Consider the following 16,021-nt stretch of genomic DNA (forward strand, 5'->3'; position numbering starts at 1 on the left):
AGAAGCAGCCCTGAGATTTCAGGGCTGTTTTTGTTTTCTTTGGTATCCCAATGAACAAGTCTGCACTCCGTACTGAGCTTGATGCTTTAATGCTACCCATTCCCGCTGGCAGCATCGCCCTGCGTGATGATCGTATCCAGAAAAACTGGGAGGTAGAAATCAATGCATTTCGCTTAGCTAAAACCGTAGTTAGTCAGGAACTCTATCAGGCTATTATGGGGGAAAACCCTGCTCAATTTGTCGATCCTCAGAGGCCGGTAGAAAATGTAAGCTGGTGGGAGGCGATTCAATTCTGCAATGCCCTATCCAGGCAAATGGAACTCTCCCCCTGCTATAGCATCGACGAAAACAAAATGGTGACTTATCAGGCGAAAGCCAATGGATACCGCTTAGCCTCGGAAGCCGAATGGCAATATGCCTGCCAAGCCGGAAGCACCGAATTGCGCTATGGCCCCATCGATGATATCGCTTGGTTTAAGGAAAATTCCCAAGGGCAAAGTCAGCCTGTAGGCCTTAAAGAGCCCAATGCTTGGGGCCTCTATGATATGCTGGGTAATGTTTGGGAATGGTGCAGCGATTTGTACGATGAGGAGGTCTATGGCAGCTACCGCATTATAAGAGGTGGTGGTTGGTGCGACCCGGAGCGTGGCATTTTAGCTACGAATCGCAGGCGCAGTCATCCTCATAGTTTTAAGATCGATGATTTAGGCTTCCGCATCGCTCAAAATTTATAAGCCTGGATTAAAGCCTGAAAAAGAAGGCTTTTGCTTTGCCAGCATTGGAATTAATCCCCTTACCTTTCTAGAGTCTTATTTTATAAGTGTACATTTTACACAGTTGTTTATATTTGTTCTCAAGGACCTACTATGAGAAGAACGTTTATCCTAGTTTTTGCCCTGCTGATTGGCATGTCCAGTCAGGCCCAGGTGGCATTAGGCGGGCTCTATACCCCCATCTATCTACAGCCCGATACGACTCGAATTATTCTTCGAGATTATCTGGCGGACCTGAAAGCCGAAAATATTGTTTTACCCGAAGGTTTAGCGAATATCAGTACCGATGCTGATCAATTGCTCCTGGTGGGTAATCCGCATCAAAAAATCAGCACCGTTGAGATCAGTCACCGCAAGGGAACTGAGCATTTGGTTTTAATTAAATCCGCGGCCAAGGAAATCAATTTTACCTATGATCGTGATGATATTGGTAAAGACAAGGAAGTGCACCTCATAGGCACCTTTAATAATTGGAACCGGGCTTCGGAGCCGATGGATTACCACCGCGGGGTTTATTCTAAGAGCTTGCAATTGGAACCGGGTCGCTATGAGTACAAACTCTATGTAGATGGCACCGAAGTTCTTGACCCCTTGGTGGAACAGACCGTAAGCAATGGCATGGGGAGTTTCAATAATATTTTGATTGTAGAGGGAGATTCCATCCAGCCGGCTGAATTTCAAATCAAGGAAAACGGTGATGTTCTGGAAGTGCAGCATCAAAATCCTGCCGGTCATTTAGTAGCCCTTTGGAACAACCGTCGCTTGGAAGTGATTTGCAAGAAGAATTTACCTCCCACCTGTATTATTCGTGTGCCCGAAGACGCGAAAAGACAAAAGCGTTCGTATATCCGCATCTATCATTTCTTGGGTGAGAACCGCGGTAAAGATCAATTGATTCCCTTGGAATATGGAAAGGTGGTACGTTATGCCTCTCAACTGGATCGCCACGATTGGCATAGCGCCAGCATGTACTTTATTATGGTAGACCGTTTTGCCAATGGCGACACGGCCAACGATGAGCCGGTACAAGACACCAGTATTCAGCCCCAAGCCAATTATTACGGCGGTGATCTAATGGGTATCCAACAGCAGATTGACGCTCAGTATTTCGATCGCTTAGGGGTAAACAGTATTTGGATTTCTCCCATCATGCAAAACCCAACTGATGCCTGGGGTTATTGGAATAAGGGCAAGGTAAAGAGCAAGTTTTCTGGTTATCACGGCTATTGGCCGATCAGCAATATTCGTATTGATTATCGTTTTGGCAATGCTCAAGAATTCACTTCTCTCATTTCGGATGCGCATTCCCATAATTTCAATGTGATCTTGGATTACGTTGCCAATCATGTGCATATCAATCACCCCATTTATCAGCAACATAAAGATTGGGCCACCCCGCTTTATCTGCCGGATGGCACCAAGAACACCGAAAAATGGGATGAGCAAAGGTTGACCACCTGGTTTGATGATCATCTGCCCACTCTAGATTTGCGCCGCTATGAGGTAGTAGACCCTATGGTAGACTCGGCCCTCTTTTGGTTAAAGAACTATGAATTAGACGGCTTCCGCCATGATGCGACCAAACACATCGACGAGCTATATTGGCGTACCCTTACCTATCGCATTCGCAAATTGCGCTCGGAGCCCGTGTATCAAATTGGCGAAACCTATGGCAGTCCAGGCTTGATAAACAGCTATATCTCTACCGGGATGTTGGATGCCCAATTCGATTTTAATCTCTACGATGCGGCCGTAAATACTTTTGCCCTCAGTGAAAACCTGGCCAACTTAAAATCAGTACTCGAAGCCGGATTAAGCACCTACGGCTACCATCATTTAATGGGCAATATTTCTGGTAATCAAGATCGGGCGCGCTTTATCTCCTATGCCAATGGCGATGTGCGTTTTGATGAAGATGCCAAGCTTGCAGGCTGGGATCGCGAAATTCCCGAAGCTGGCCCTAAAGCCTACAAACGACTGGCAATGCTCCACGCCTTTAACTACAGTGTTCCCGGTATTCCCTGTATTTATTATGGTGATGAAATTGGGCTGCCCGGTGCCAATGATCCGGATAACCGTCGTATGATGGTTTTTGAGGATTGGAATAAAAATGAAAGTCTGCTTTTTGCCCAGGTGGCGGAGCTTAACAAACTGCGCAGTGAAGAAATGGCCTTGCTTTACGGTCAAACTACCTGCTATGTAGAAGGACCTTTATTAATTATCCGTCGCGATTATTTTGAGCAAAGCATCGCCTTCGTATTTAACCTCTCTGAAGAACAACAAGCCCTGGAGCTCCCATTTGAAATGGAAGTGAAACGCAGCTTAAACACCGTTCGAAATGGACTGGTAGAAGACAATTTAGAACGAGCCGGCTTGGCTCCAATCAAGGGATTATCCTATCAAATATTAGCCAACTATTAAACCTACTATGAAGAAGATTACTAGCCTATTATTGGCCGCCAGCTTTTTGGCTTCCTGTCAAAATACTCCGGCCCCCAGCGAGGAGAGCACTACTGCTAACACAAATACCACCAAAAGCGAGGGCAAAACGACCCCAGCTTGGGCTGAACATGCCAGCATTTACGAGGTAAACATCCGCCAGTATACTCCTGAGGGAACCATTAATGCTTTTAGCGAGCATCTCGATCGCTTAAAAGAATTGGGGATTAAAGTGCTTTGGATTATGCCCGTGCAGCCCATCGGTAAAGAAAATCGCAAAGGTGGTTTAGGAAGCTACTATTCGATCTCAGACTATACCGCGGTAAACCCCAATTTCGGTACTCTGGAAGATTTCAAAGCTTTGGTAAATGAAGCGCACGCCCGGGATATGAAAGTTATTCTGGACTGGGTAGCGAATCATACCGCCTTCGATCATCCCTGGACGCAATCGCATCCCGAATGGTACACCCATGACTCTACCGGAGCCATTATTCCGCCCGTTGCCGATTGGAGTGATGTGGCCGATTTAAATTATGATGAGAAGGGCCTTTGGGCCGCCATGAAAGAATCCATGCAATTTTGGGTGAAAGAAGCGGATGTAGATGGCTTCCGTTGCGACGTTGCCATGATGGTGCCAATGGAATTTTGGAATGAAAGTCGCCAGGCACTGGATTCACTCAAGCCGGTGTTTATGTTGGCTGAAGCCGAAGGACCTGAGTTCCACAGCGCTTTCGACATGACCTATGGTTGGGAGATGCATCACATCATGAATGAGATTGCCAAAGGTGAGATGGACTTTAGCCATTTCAACAATTACCTCAGTAAAGAAGACAGCATTTATGCCCCTGAAGACCTCCGTATGAATTTCGTGACCAATCACGATGAGAACAGCTGGAATGGTACTGCTTACGAGCGCATGGGTGCTAATGTGCATAATTACTTCGTGCTTTGTGCAGGAATGAAACGTTCCATGCCCTTGGTTTACAGCGGACAGGAAGCTGGCTTAAACAAGCGTTTGGCCTTCTTTGAGAAAGACACTATTAATTGGAGCGACGAAAGTCAGTATCCCTTCTACCAAAAAGTTTTAGCCTTAAAAGCCAGTCATCCTGCCTTAATCAATGGCGCGGAGCAAGGTGAGCTAGAGATTATTGAAACGGATAATCCCAATGTATATGCCTATGGCCGTAGCAAGGGTGAAGAACACGTTATTTTCTACATGAACTTTGGTGATGAAGCTGCGGATATCCAATTAGCTTCTGATGCTGGCAACTTGAAAAACTACATGAATGGCAAAAGTGTGGATGCCTCAAAGGCACATAGCCTGAAAGCTCACGACTTCCTGATTCTTGTAAATAATTAAGCTCCAATCTCATGAGTGTAGCAAGTCAAAATACTTCGAGCGGAGGAGGAGCTGAAAAGCCCAAATTAGGCCTGGGATCCATCATAAACCTCAGCATGGGTTTTATGGGAATCCAGATGGGCTTTGGTTTACAAAATGGTAATGCCAGCCGTATTCTGGCTAATTATGGTGCGGATGTTCACCATTTAAGTTGGTTTTGGATTGTAGCCCCTTTAACGGGATTAATCGTTCAGCCTATTATTGGGCATATGGGCGATAATACCTGGGGCAAATTAGGCCGACGTAAGCCCTATTTCCTCATCGGGGCCTTGCTTGCTTCCCTGGGATTAATCTTTTTACCCAATTCGAATATCATTGCCGGCGAAGGCATGTCGGCGGTTGACTTCATGGGCATTTCGGCCATCCTCTGGATTGGCATTGGCTTTTTAGCCTTAATGGATGTCTCCTTTAATATTTCGATGGAACCCTTTAGGGCCCTGGTGGGAGATATGCTCCCCAAAAGTCAGGGTACACTGGGCTTTAGCGTACAAACGATATTGATCGGATTGGGTGCCATTTTAGGTTCCTTCTTACCTTATATCCTCAGCAATTGGTTTGGCGTTTCTAATACCCCGGAGGGAGGTGATGTTGCCATGAATGTGGTCTGGTCTTTCTATATAGGTGCAATAATCCTGATGGGCACCATTCTGTACACCATCATCACTACCAAGGAATATCCTCCCGAGGATTTTGCACGCTTTCAAGGAATTGAAGACAGCGAAGGCCTTGAGAAATCACCGATGAGTGATATTTTTAAAGATGCCTGGAAAATGCCCAAGCGCATGCGCAGATTGGGTTTGGTGCAATTCTTCTCTTGGTTTGCTCTTTTCACAATGTGGGTATTTACCACCGTGGCTATTTCGCAAAACGCCTATGAGGTAGAAGTAGATAAAGAGGCCTATCAATTAGCGCTTAACAAACTAGAATCTCTGCCTATTCCCGCTGATGAAAAGGAGGCCGAGGATCAAGCTAAATTGATCGAAAGCTTTAAAAACATTGAAGCTAATGAGGGTCTTTACTTTGTCAACTCGAGCCAAGCTGGACTTTTCGCCAATAGCTTTTTTGTTTCGGATCAAGAACTTGAGGAAAGTGCTCTGGAAGCCTTATACAGCAAACCGGGAAATTTCGCTAGTGAAATAGAAACCAAAACTTCAGCAGAGCTTTTGCGAGATTCTGAAATCCTTGGCTATTTATTGGATGAAAGCTCATTCAGCTTTAATCAAGATTTAAAAACCAGTCTTGTTTATAAGCGAGTTAAGGTGCAACATGAATTAGGTGGTGACTGGACCGGAGTTCTTTTTGGAACTTACAATGCCATCGCAACCCTCTTTGCCTTTTTAATCACCTTTATCGCCGCCCGTACCAGCCGTAAATTTGTACATATCATTTCCTTATTGGCAGGTGGTTTGGGCTTGATTTCGATGCTCTTTATTCATGACCCCACTTATTTGCTGATCCCCATGATCGGAATCGGTTTTGCCTGGGCCAGTATTTTAACCATGCCTTATGCCCTACTCATCGATAGCCTACCTCCCGCCAAAATGGGAGTGTATATGGGTATCTTCAACTTCTTTATTGTAATCCCCCAAATTGTAAATGCCTTAGTTGGCGGACCTATCGTACACGCCTTCTTTAACAATTACGCGATTTACTATTTGGCCTTTGGTGGAGTACTATTTGTAATTGCCGCCTTGCTAACCCTACGTATTAAGGAACCCTTATTCGGGGAAGCGGAAATCATTAAACTCAGGGAAGAAGACGCCCTAAAGAAAAGTACCAACTAAACAGGAGTTGTCGCATTGGTACAGAGAAGCGAAGGAATTCACTTCTCTGTGCTTTTGCGATTTTTTAAGGCTTACGGCTGAAAATCCGGATCGACATGGCCGGCATCTCCAAGCTATCCATCGGGGCTATTTCACCGCTCATTACATCCTTGGCTTCACCTACAACTGGCCACACTTCACGGAATCGATTGAGATCTACCGCTCTGCTTTCCTTCGAATTACTATTTACCACTACCATCACAGTTTCATCTTCCACAATTCGGAAGTAAACATAGACGTCGTTCTCCGGCACAAAATGCAAGAAGGAGCCCTGGGTAATGGCTGAGCTTTGGGCACGCCATTTTAATAATTGTCGCAGATACTGATTGAAATCGGCTTCTCTACCTTGCAGGTTCTGAGCTTCGAATTTATTGATGGCATCACCAGCAAATCCACCGGGAAAATCTTCGCGAATCACTCCGTGATTTTTGGTTTCCTTCATCAAGATTTCGGTGCCGTAATAGGTACACGGAATTCCACGCATGGTGTATAAAATCCCCAGGGCTACCTTCATCTTGGCCGTATCTTCATGCAGCTCCCCAAAGATGCGCGGCTCATCATGATTATCCATAAAGGTGATCAAGTTCGAAGGGTTCTTGTACATATGATCAGCCGCTAAACGATAATAAAGCTTGGCGATACCGCCGGTCCAGCTTTGATGATTATCTATACTTTCTTTTAAGGCATAGCGAAACTGAAAATCGGTGACAGCATCTAACTGCGAATTGTATTTATTGAAGGGATTACCACCAGCGAAGTAGGATTGCACTTCTGGAAAATGCACCCAAATTTCGCCGAAGATGAAAAAGCTGGGACGCTCTAACTTAATTCTTCTAGCCAGCTCCGCCATAAAATCCTGATCGGGATAAGCATAGGTGTCTATTCGGAAAGCATCCAAACCATATTCCAGCACCCACCAGAGGGAATTTTGAATAAGGTAATTGGCAAACTCCGGCTGCTGCTGATTTATATCCGGCATATGATCGTCAAACCAACCTTCGCCAAATTTCTTAAGGTCGGCTTTAGATACATGGGGATCCATCCGGTTAACGGCCCGGAAATTACTGCGCGTCTTACGCATATCGTAATGGAAGAAAGCCGAATCCGGTGGATCGAGATTTAAGAAATGTTGCGAACCACTGTGATTGTACACCACATCTAAAATCACCTTCATACCCCGCTTATGGGATTCATCTACATAGGCACGAAAGGTCTCAGCATTCCCTAAACGAGGATCCACCTCATAATGGTCGGTAATAGCATAACCGTGATAGCTCTCCTTGAACTCATCATTAGTCATTACCGGCGAGGTCCAGGTGGCAGTATAGCCTAAATCCTGAATGTAATCAAGATGATCGATCACCCCTTGTAAATCACCTCCATGGCGACCAAATTCGTTCTCCCGACCATACTTCTTTTCATTCATGTCCTTAGGATGGTCATTATCCGGATCACCATTGGCGAAACGATCGGCGGTAATCAGATAAATGGCATCTGCAGGATTTAAAGGCTGGGGCTGATGACTTGAGGCTTCCTTAATTTGATATTGGTACTTCTTGCCATTAATGCGGATATCGAAAGCGGAACCTTGAAAAGTGGCCAGGTCTAAATCGATAAAGAGATAATGGGCACTACCAGCCGCTCCCTCTAATTGATGCCAACTCGCTTGCAGGCCAGATGGTAGCTCCACCTTAGGCGAATCCCCAAAACCCTTGGGGTTATAGACCATGATTTCTAGTTGACTTTCCTGCAAACCACGGAACCAGTGGGGAGGATAAAAATGGCTTTGGCCTAAGAGGCTAAAACACAAAGTTGACAATAAGAAAATCCAAAAACTATGATTTTGAGCAGTTTTCATGCAGAAAAGTGATTTTAACTTGCCCACAATATTAGGGCAAACAAGATATTTTTTCGTTTATTTGTCTAATAAATGTAATTCTTACACTTACTAAATCGGAACTTTAAATTAATTGTTATGAAGAAAATTTACACGCTAGCGTTGGCCATGATGATGGCAGGTGCAGCCTGGGCTCAGCGAAGTGTTACTTTTCAAGTAGACATGACTGGGCAAACTGTGAGTGCCAATGGTGTTCATATTGCCGGTGATTTTCAAATGGCTGCCGGTGCCGCCAGTAACTGGGACCCTGCCGCCACTGCACTTTCGCAGGTTGGTGCTACCAACATTTACGAAGTAACTGTGAACATTCCTGACGGATTATACCAGTACAAATTCATTAACGGAAATGCCTGGGGTGATGACGAGGGTATTCCTGCAGCCGCTCAAGTAAGTGCCGGTTTAGGATTTGATGGTGGTAACAGCAACCGTTGGGTACAAGTAACTGGAAATGAAACCTTAGCCGCAGTGATGTACGGAGGAGCTGCTCCGGCTGGTATGTCGGCTGTTTCTATGGTATTAGATATGAGCTTAGAAGCCAGTATTGCTGATACAGTAAGTGTAGCCGGAGATTTCCAAGGCTGGAGCCCTGGCACCACTTTGCTACATGATATCCTAAACGATTCTATGTATCGTTATATCTACTACATTCCCACTACTGATACCATGAACTTCAAGTTCTTAAATGGTGCTGCCTGGGGTTCTGATGAAGGAGTTCCTTCTGCTTGTGCAGTGAATAATAACCGCCGATTGATCATTGCAAACGACACCGTTTTCGGTCCTCTTTGCTATGCTCAGTGTGGGCCTTGTTTTATTCCCGACACTTTTGCTATCACAGTTCAAGTGGATATGAGCGCAGCTCTTTGTGATTTTGACCCTGCTACCGACTCTGTAGATATCGCTGGTCCTTTCAATGGCTGGGGTGCCACTGAATTCTTTATGGATGATTCCGATGGTGACTTAATCTATGATATCACTCTTCCAAATATTCCTGGTCCAGAGTTCGAATACAAAGCCCGTATCAGAAAAACAGGTATATCACCAAACTACGAAGGTGGTAATAATCATATTATTGCACTCTCTAGTGATACCACTTTAGCGGTACGTTGTTTTGGTCAGGCCAGCGGAGCTTGTTCTCCTCTTCCTCCTCCTGCCGATGTAACTTTCCAGGTGGACATGACCAATGGACCTTCCAGTTTTGTTAAGGTATTCCTGATCGGTAACTTCACCACTCCATCATGGCAAGGTGGTGCTATCGAACTTACTGCTTCTACTACTCAGCCTGGTGTATTCGAAACTACTGTTACACAGTTATGCCCCGGTCGTATCGCCTTCAAATACATGATTGAAGACGGTAGTGGCAACCAACAAGAAGAAAGCTTCGCAAGTGCAAGTGACACCTCTTGTTTAGAGCCTAGCGGAACTGGTGACTATAACCGCTTCATTGTTCGCACCAGCAGCAATGCTATCGTAAACAGTGCTCCATGGGAAGACTGTGCTACCGTTGGCATCCGCGAGAACGAAGTTGCAAGCCTAAAAGTGTATCCTAACCCATTCTCCGGAAGCACTACCATCGAATTGCCAGAAGGTAACTTCGAAGTTAAAGTGTACAACTTAACCGGAAGTCTTGTTGAGCACATGAGCAATGTAGAAGGTAAAGTTGAGTGGAATGCCGCTCAATTGAATTCTGGTATCTACATTATTAATGTGAGCAACGAAGCAGGATTTACTGCTACTCAAAAAGTAGTATTGAAATAATCCAAGCATAAGCTTAATTAAGACCCTCTCTGAATAAAACCAGAGAGGGTTTTTTTATGCCCCGAACTTTGGGGAATTTCTAACTTGCCGCCAAATTTCAAGCTATGTCCGACTCCCAAACCTGTCCCGAATGCAATTCTCCCTATGGCTACTCCACCGGAGATAATCTTTTTGCCTGTCCTGAATGCGGACATGAATGGGACCCCGAAGCCTTAGCGCGTGAAAATGAACTTACCGTGATTGACTCCAATGGTCAGCAATTACAGGATGGTGATGATGTGGTGGTAATTAAGAACCTCCCGGTTAAAGGATCTCCAAAACCAATTAAGGCCGGTACTAAAGTGAAAAACATTCGTTTGGTGGAAGGCGATCATAATATTGATTGCAAGATCACCGGCTTCGGAGCAATGGCCCTGAAATCTGAATTTGTGAAAAAAGCCTAAGACGATGTCAGACGATTACATTGATATCAACCGCCAAGCCTGGAATCAAAAACTGGAAAGTCACCTGGAGTCTGAATTCTACAATCTTAAAGACTTCATGGCCGGTGCTAGTTCCTTAAATGAAATCGAGCTAGGCCTTTTGGGTGATCTTAATGCTAAGAGTCTGCTTCACTTGCAATGCCATTTTGGACAGGATACCCTTAGTTTAGCTCGAATGGGCGCTAAAACTACGGGCGTAGATCTCTCGGATGCCGCCATTGCAACCGCACATAATTTAAATAAAGAACTGGGTTTAAACAGTCGATTTATTGCCTGTGACCTGTACAGTCTGGAGGAGCATTTAGACGAACAATTCGATCGGGTATTTAGCTCCTATGGAACTATCGGCTGGTTGCCGGATGTTGATCGCTGGGCCCAAATTGTGGCCAGATATCTTAAAGCCGGGGGAGAATTCATATTTGCAGAATTCCATCCGGTGTTATGGATGTACGACAGTCAGTTTCAAAAAATTGAATATCCCTATTTCAATCGGGAACGCATCGAAGAGATCGAAAGCGGCACCTATGCCGATAAGGAAGCCAATATCGAGTACAAAACAATAAGTTGGAACCATAATTTGGCCGAGGTAATTAGCGCCCTCATTAAAGCCGGATTAAAGCTGGAAATCTTTCAGGAATTCGATTATTCGCCTTATGCCTGCTTTGCCAATTTGGTGGAAGTGGAAAAGGGCAAATACCAGATCAAAGGATTGGAAGGGAAAATGCCCATGGTTTATGCACTCAAAATGAGCAAGGCCTCAAAATAAAAGCGGCGCTCTTCGACCGAAGAACACCGCTTTCTTGAACAACCAATCTAAAGAATAGATTAATCAGGGTTTATTTGTTTGAGCGGGCGATATTGAATCCTAACATGATTCCCACTACATGGGAGTCGAAGGTGGGCACCTGCGAATAGTAGATGTTAACGGGGAAGTTGATATGACCAGAGCGGAAGGTTTTGCCTACCGCCACGATTAATCCGGTAGTTAAATCCAGATCACCGCGACGGTCGATATTCAAAATTCTGGTGAAGGGTGCACCCTCAGGCACTTCACCTATATGCCATTTTTTATCATAGTCGTAATAACCATAGGCAGTACGACTAAAGCGGAACACCGGACCAAAGCCAATTTCGAAGCCTTTATAACGAAAGCCATTTAGGAGAGTTAGACTGGGACTGGCATATTTGGTTTCAATGGCATTAATAGATCCAATGATTTCCAATAAAGCCTGAAAATGCCCGGAACTCACATACTGCACTTCATGCTGATAAGCAAATACAGTTGAGTAGTTAACCGAGTTATAGCCACCATCAGCCTCCGGTTCCTGCAATCGTTTACCAACCTGGCCCCCAATCACCTGCATTCCGAAACGAGGACCATTAAGTCTGAGGGTTTGCCCATCGGTAATAACCGGCTTCTCCACATTAGTTAGTTTGGCTTTTAATTCGGGGTCCCCTGGCAGGTCCAGAAGACTGGCGATAGACACCTTAGCCATCATTTGGAGGTAATCTTCGTCGTATACATACTCATTGACATCCGAGCGAGAGATCCGCTCTTTCTGCACATCAATCATCCTTAAAATGAAAATGATCTTGGAACCAAAGCGTTGAACGGAACCGCTCAACATAAAATCGGCCCCAATTTGCTTTCCAATATCAATTAGGGCCGATTTACCAAAAGCCTCATTAGGGTTTATTTTATTTTCCTTCATTTTGGCTTCTACATCGTACTTATCCAGTACTTCAAATTTTTGGGCTTTCTCAAGCTCAAATCGAATCAAATTTGCCATGGCAATATTGTCGAGGGCAATGCCGCTGGCATCTACACTAATTATAGCTACACTTCGGTAATTTTCTGTGTTGGGTTGTGCTTGGAGGCTTGCGCCGAATAGTCCGAAAATCGTGATCAGACCTAAAACCATCTTTTTCATAATCGAATTGTTTTATTGATTATGAGACCAAAGCTATGCGTGCATAACTTTTAGATAAAACGGTGAAACGCCGCTTTAACTAAGTAATCCGGCACTTTTCGCAAGCCTGGCATGAGAAACTAAAAATTTTCGTTAACATCTTGCGGCATATCGGAATGACGCACCCCTCACTTGCGAAAAGTGCAAATAGTTGTGTGCAATATTGCGATTTATGCGTATTTTAGGATTATGACAAAATCTCAAACCTTACAGATGCTTTTCGTTGACCGCCTGCAGGAGCTTATTCCCCCCGGTCAATCTTTGGCTCCGGTGCTTGCCGAAGCTCTGGACATCAGTATGGACTCTGCTTATCGTCGAATTAATGGTAAAACCACCTTTAGCTTAGAAGAAGCCTTGGTACTGGCCCGTCAGTATAATTTAAGTCTCGATGGTCTTACCGACCCCACCCAGCAGAATGCCCATTTCAGCTTTCAGGATTTACAGCCCAGCTTCAGCAGTTTTTCCGAGTATTTGGATTTGCTCCTCAATAATTTGAATCGTTTAGCAGCGGCTCCCGATGCCCGGCTCTACTATTCCTGTTTGGACATTCCCATCTTTTTCAATTTGGGTTCTCCGCAAATTGCCGCCTTTAAAATGTTCTATTGGATGCATTCCATTTTAGAGGTGGAAGAGCTGCAAACCAAAATCTTCGAACCGGAGCTTATCCCGGATTACTTTCTGGAAAAAGGAAAACTGATTTACGATACCTATTGTAAAATCCCGTCCATAGAACTGTGGACCACCAATACCCTAAACAGCACCTTAAGGCAGATTGAGTATTATAATAATGCCGGGCATATTCGTTCCCCCGAAGTAAATGAAGCCCTTTTTGCGGATTTGCAAATTATGCTAGACCGACTCAATACTATGGCCGAAAAAGGAACCAAGGTTATTGATCGCGTTCCCACGGATAAGGAGAAAGACAATTACAAGCTCTACGAAAGTGATATCGAATTAACCGGTAATGGTGCCTTAGCGATGGTAGGTGAGCACCGCCTCAGCTTTATCGGCCACCTTACTTTCCACACCCTAACCTCCGATCATCCGGCCTTGAATCAAAAAACCCTGCTTTGGTACGAGCGTCTGGTGCGCAAAGCCAACCTGATTAGCAGTGTATCGGCTAAATATCGCTATCAGTTTATCAGCCATCTTCAGGCCGACCTGGAAGCTACTAAAGCACGCATACTCGGATAATGGAACGTTTGCCACGCCTTATTGCCTTGCTCACCATGCTGCAAAGTCGGAAAGTGCTTACCGCCGCTCAAATGGCCGAGCGCTTTGAGGTAAGTGTCCGCACCATATACCGCGACCTTCGCGTGCTGGAAGAAGCGGGCATCCCCATTGGGGCCGAGGCCGGTGAAGGCTATTTCTTAGCCGATGGTTATCGTTTGCCCCCCTTACAAGTGAGTGAAATGGAGGCCTTCGCGATTTTAATTGCCAATACGCTTTTGCAAAGGCATGGCGACCAAAGCGTAAAAGAAGCTTTTAGCAGCCTGAGCGATAAAGTGAGTAATCTGTTGCCTACGGATCAAAAAGAAAGGCTGGGTCAATTGGACTTAAAAATGGGTACTTCCTTACCCTCCCGCAATAAGAAAGAAGCTCAATTACTCAAAATTCAAAAGGCCATAGTAGAATATCAAATCCTGCATTTGAAGTATCTCGACTCTGCAGGAAAATGGAGCGAGCGGGATGTAGAACCCCTGGGCCTATATTTCACCGTCGAAAGCTGGGTAATGGTTGCCCATTGCCGATTGCGCCAGGAAGAACGGGAATTTCGCGTTGATCGAATTCAAGAGATTTTGGATAAAGACGAGCACTTTGCCTTACGACCCTTCGCTTTACAAGGCTATTTTCAAAAAAAGCAGGAATCCCATTTATAGCTACTGACATACTGTTGTCATAGGCCCCCGCGAATTTTGTTGACCTAAAAACACATATCATATGTCAACAAAAAAACTTTGTTTAGAATTGGTAAGCTGTCGCTTTCGCGATGAAGTAAATGCCGAGCAAGCTCAAAAAGCCTTAGCTCAATTAAATGATTTTTTAAAGGCGCAAAAAGGCTATCGCAATCGCACTTACACCGAAATGGAACATCCAGTTTACCTCGACCTGGTTTGGTGGGATAGCCTTGATGATGCCAAAGAAGCTTCGGAACGAGCCATGCAATCGGAGCTTTGCAAAGAGGTTTTCGCCTTGATGGATCTCCCCAATGTAGCCATGGAACACTATGAATTGGTATCGGATCCTCACTAAATTTCAATTTTTTAAGATTTTACTAAGTACCTGTCCTTGATTGGATTGCCATCTTTGGGGAAATTTAATCTATGCGACAGGTACTATTCTATTTCCTCCTGACTCCTATTTTCCTTTCGGCGCAAAGCCTCACCGAAGCCGAAGCTCAAATCTCCTTCGCCAAGGAAAGTCGCAGTCATGACTACTATGTAAAACAAGCCGCTCTCTGGTGGCAGGAAATAGAAAAGAGCCCCAAGGATGAAATGGCCTGGTGGAATTACTACCGTGCTTGTCGCAATGCCGAGGGCAGCGCTGGCTGGAACCCCGACTTTGTAAATCATGGTCCGCAATTAAGAGTGGGGAGCGATATTGTTGCCCTTATGGAGGAAGCCATTCCCGGCACTTTCATTTACCATTATGTAAAAGGCTCCACCGGTGGGGTCGATCCTCAGGCGGGAGATCACCTGCTCAAAGCCTATGAGATGAATCCCGATTTCCCGGGTTTACTGGCTCCTTTGGTAACCTATAGCATCAGCACCCACAATGAAGCTTTACGGAAGGAGGCTAATCTGCGTTGGTATCGCAGTGGAGACTATTCGGCAGCCTGGCTCGATTTCGCCTACAACCTCTTACAGTCTGTGGAACCCAATGGCATTCTCTTAACTCAGGGAGATAATGACAGCTATCCGCTTTGGATGCTGCAAGATGCTTTGGCTATCCGCACCGATGTGCAAGTCATTAATATCGACTTTCTACTCTTTGCTGAATTCCAGGAACCCACCTTCGCGAAATTGGGTTTAAAGCCTTTCAAATTTGAGAAGATTGAAATCGGAGAATTCGCCAAAAACTGGCAAAATGTATGCACCTATTTCCTGGATCAATATTCGGGAGAGCGGCCCCTTCATATCTCTTTTACCGTGAACAAAGCCAATTACCGGGACTTCAAAGATCAGCTCTATGTGCGTGGTTTCACTTATCGAATTTCTAAAGAGGGTGAAGCTAAAAACCGCAATTTGGAACTGTTTAGAGAGGTCTTTCGTTGGGATAGCTTCCTTCGGGAACTAGAGCTTAATCCATCCGCCGCAAGGCTGAAAGAAATGCAACAACATTATGCCCTTTTTCTAGAGAGCATAGAGACCTTTAAATCAGATTTAGCGCCTTGGGAAATGCAGAAAGTAATGGCCCTCGAAAAAATCACAGGAAAATAAACTAAGATGCTTGCGGCACTTTAGAGCTTAGCTTAACTTGTAG

At 45.0% G+C, this 16,021-nt stretch carries 13 protein-coding genes; 11 read left to right on the forward strand and 2 right to left on the reverse strand.

Annotation, left to right across the window (positions count from 1 at the left end; translation table 11 throughout):
* The first annotated feature begins 50 nt into the window (after nt 1-50).
* The 4 genes from H4K34_RS07225 (at nt 51) to H4K34_RS18115 (ending at nt 6,395) form a co-directional block, all read left to right on the forward strand.
* On the forward strand, nt 51-734 hold the full coding sequence (locus tag H4K34_RS07225) for a formylglycine-generating enzyme family protein (RefSeq protein ID WP_210760152.1): 684 nt from the start codon (nt 51-53) through the stop codon (nt 732-734).
* 132 nt (nt 735-866) lie between these two features.
* Complete coding sequence (locus H4K34_RS07230) at nt 867-3,194, forward strand: alpha-amylase family glycosyl hydrolase (RefSeq protein ID WP_210760153.1); 2,328 nt, start codon at nt 867-869, stop codon at nt 3,192-3,194.
* Nucleotides 3,195-3,201: 7 nt separating this feature from the next.
* The gene (locus tag H4K34_RS07235) at nt 3,202-4,572 is read left to right on the forward strand and encodes an alpha-amylase family glycosyl hydrolase (protein WP_210760154.1); all 1,371 of its coding nucleotides are present in this window, start codon (nt 3,202-3,204) and stop codon (nt 4,570-4,572) included.
* 11 nt (nt 4,573-4,583) lie between these two features.
* Nucleotides 4,584-6,395, forward strand: a complete 1,812-nt coding sequence (locus H4K34_RS18115) for an MFS transporter (protein WP_246452211.1) — start codon at nt 4,584-4,586, stop codon at nt 6,393-6,395.
* Between the two features lie 64 nt (nt 6,396-6,459).
* Here the strand turns inward: H4K34_RS18115 and H4K34_RS07245 are convergent, their stop codons facing one another.
* Nucleotides 6,460-8,292: an alpha-amylase family glycosyl hydrolase gene (locus tag H4K34_RS07245; protein WP_210760155.1), complete on the reverse strand. Its 1,833-nt coding sequence runs from the start codon at nt 8,290-8,292 to the stop codon at nt 6,460-6,462.
* Between the two features lie 117 nt (nt 8,293-8,409).
* Between H4K34_RS07245 and H4K34_RS07250 the strand changes: the two genes are divergently transcribed.
* The 3 genes from H4K34_RS07250 (at nt 8,410) to H4K34_RS07260 (ending at nt 11,334) form a co-directional block, all read left to right on the forward strand.
* Nucleotides 8,410-10,086 (forward strand): pullulanase X25 domain-containing protein, encoded by a 1,677-nt coding sequence (locus H4K34_RS07250; RefSeq protein ID WP_210760156.1) that lies wholly within the window; start codon nt 8,410-8,412, stop codon nt 10,084-10,086.
* A 104-nt stretch (nt 10,087-10,190) separates the two neighbouring features.
* The gene (locus H4K34_RS07255; RefSeq protein ID WP_210760157.1) at nt 10,191-10,529 is read left to right on the forward strand and encodes a zinc ribbon domain-containing protein YjdM; all 339 of its coding nucleotides are present in this window, start codon (nt 10,191-10,193) and stop codon (nt 10,527-10,529) included.
* Nucleotides 10,530-10,533: 4 nt separating this feature from the next.
* Nucleotides 10,534-11,334 carry a class I SAM-dependent methyltransferase gene (locus H4K34_RS07260; RefSeq protein WP_210760158.1) on the forward strand — a complete coding sequence of 267 codons (801 nt, stop codon included), beginning with the start codon at nt 10,534-10,536 and terminating at the stop codon, nt 11,332-11,334.
* A 70-nt stretch (nt 11,335-11,404) separates the two neighbouring features.
* Here H4K34_RS07260 and H4K34_RS07265 read toward each other — a convergent pair whose 3' ends face one another.
* Nucleotides 11,405-12,499: a hypothetical protein gene (locus H4K34_RS07265; protein WP_210760159.1), complete on the reverse strand. Its 1,095-nt coding sequence runs from the start codon at nt 12,497-12,499 to the stop codon at nt 11,405-11,407.
* Between the two features lie 228 nt (nt 12,500-12,727).
* Between H4K34_RS07265 and H4K34_RS07270 the strand changes: the two genes are divergently transcribed.
* From H4K34_RS07270 to H4K34_RS07285, 4 genes are all read left to right on the forward strand, one after another.
* Nucleotides 12,728-13,732, forward strand: a complete 1,005-nt coding sequence (locus H4K34_RS07270) for a helix-turn-helix domain-containing protein (RefSeq protein WP_210760160.1) — start codon at nt 12,728-12,730, stop codon at nt 13,730-13,732.
* Nucleotides 13,732-14,418: a helix-turn-helix transcriptional regulator gene (locus tag H4K34_RS07275; RefSeq protein ID WP_210760161.1), complete on the forward strand. Its 687-nt coding sequence runs from the start codon at nt 13,732-13,734 to the stop codon at nt 14,416-14,418. Before H4K34_RS07270 ends, H4K34_RS07275 begins: the two co-directional genes overlap by 1 nt.
* Nucleotides 14,419-14,479: 61 nt before the next feature.
* Nucleotides 14,480-14,791 (forward strand): hypothetical protein, encoded by a 312-nt coding sequence (locus H4K34_RS07280; RefSeq protein WP_210760162.1) that lies wholly within the window; start codon nt 14,480-14,482, stop codon nt 14,789-14,791.
* A 71-nt stretch (nt 14,792-14,862) separates the two neighbouring features.
* Entirely contained in the window at nt 14,863-15,978 is a 1,116-nt protein-coding gene (locus tag H4K34_RS07285; protein WP_210760163.1) for a hypothetical protein, read from the forward strand.
* Nucleotides 15,979-16,021 lie beyond the last annotated feature (43 nt).

The sequence above is a fragment of the Croceimicrobium hydrocarbonivorans genome (genome assembly GCF_014524565.1).
GTDB lineage: Bacteria > Bacteroidota > Bacteroidia > Flavobacteriales > Schleiferiaceae > Croceimicrobium > Croceimicrobium hydrocarbonivorans.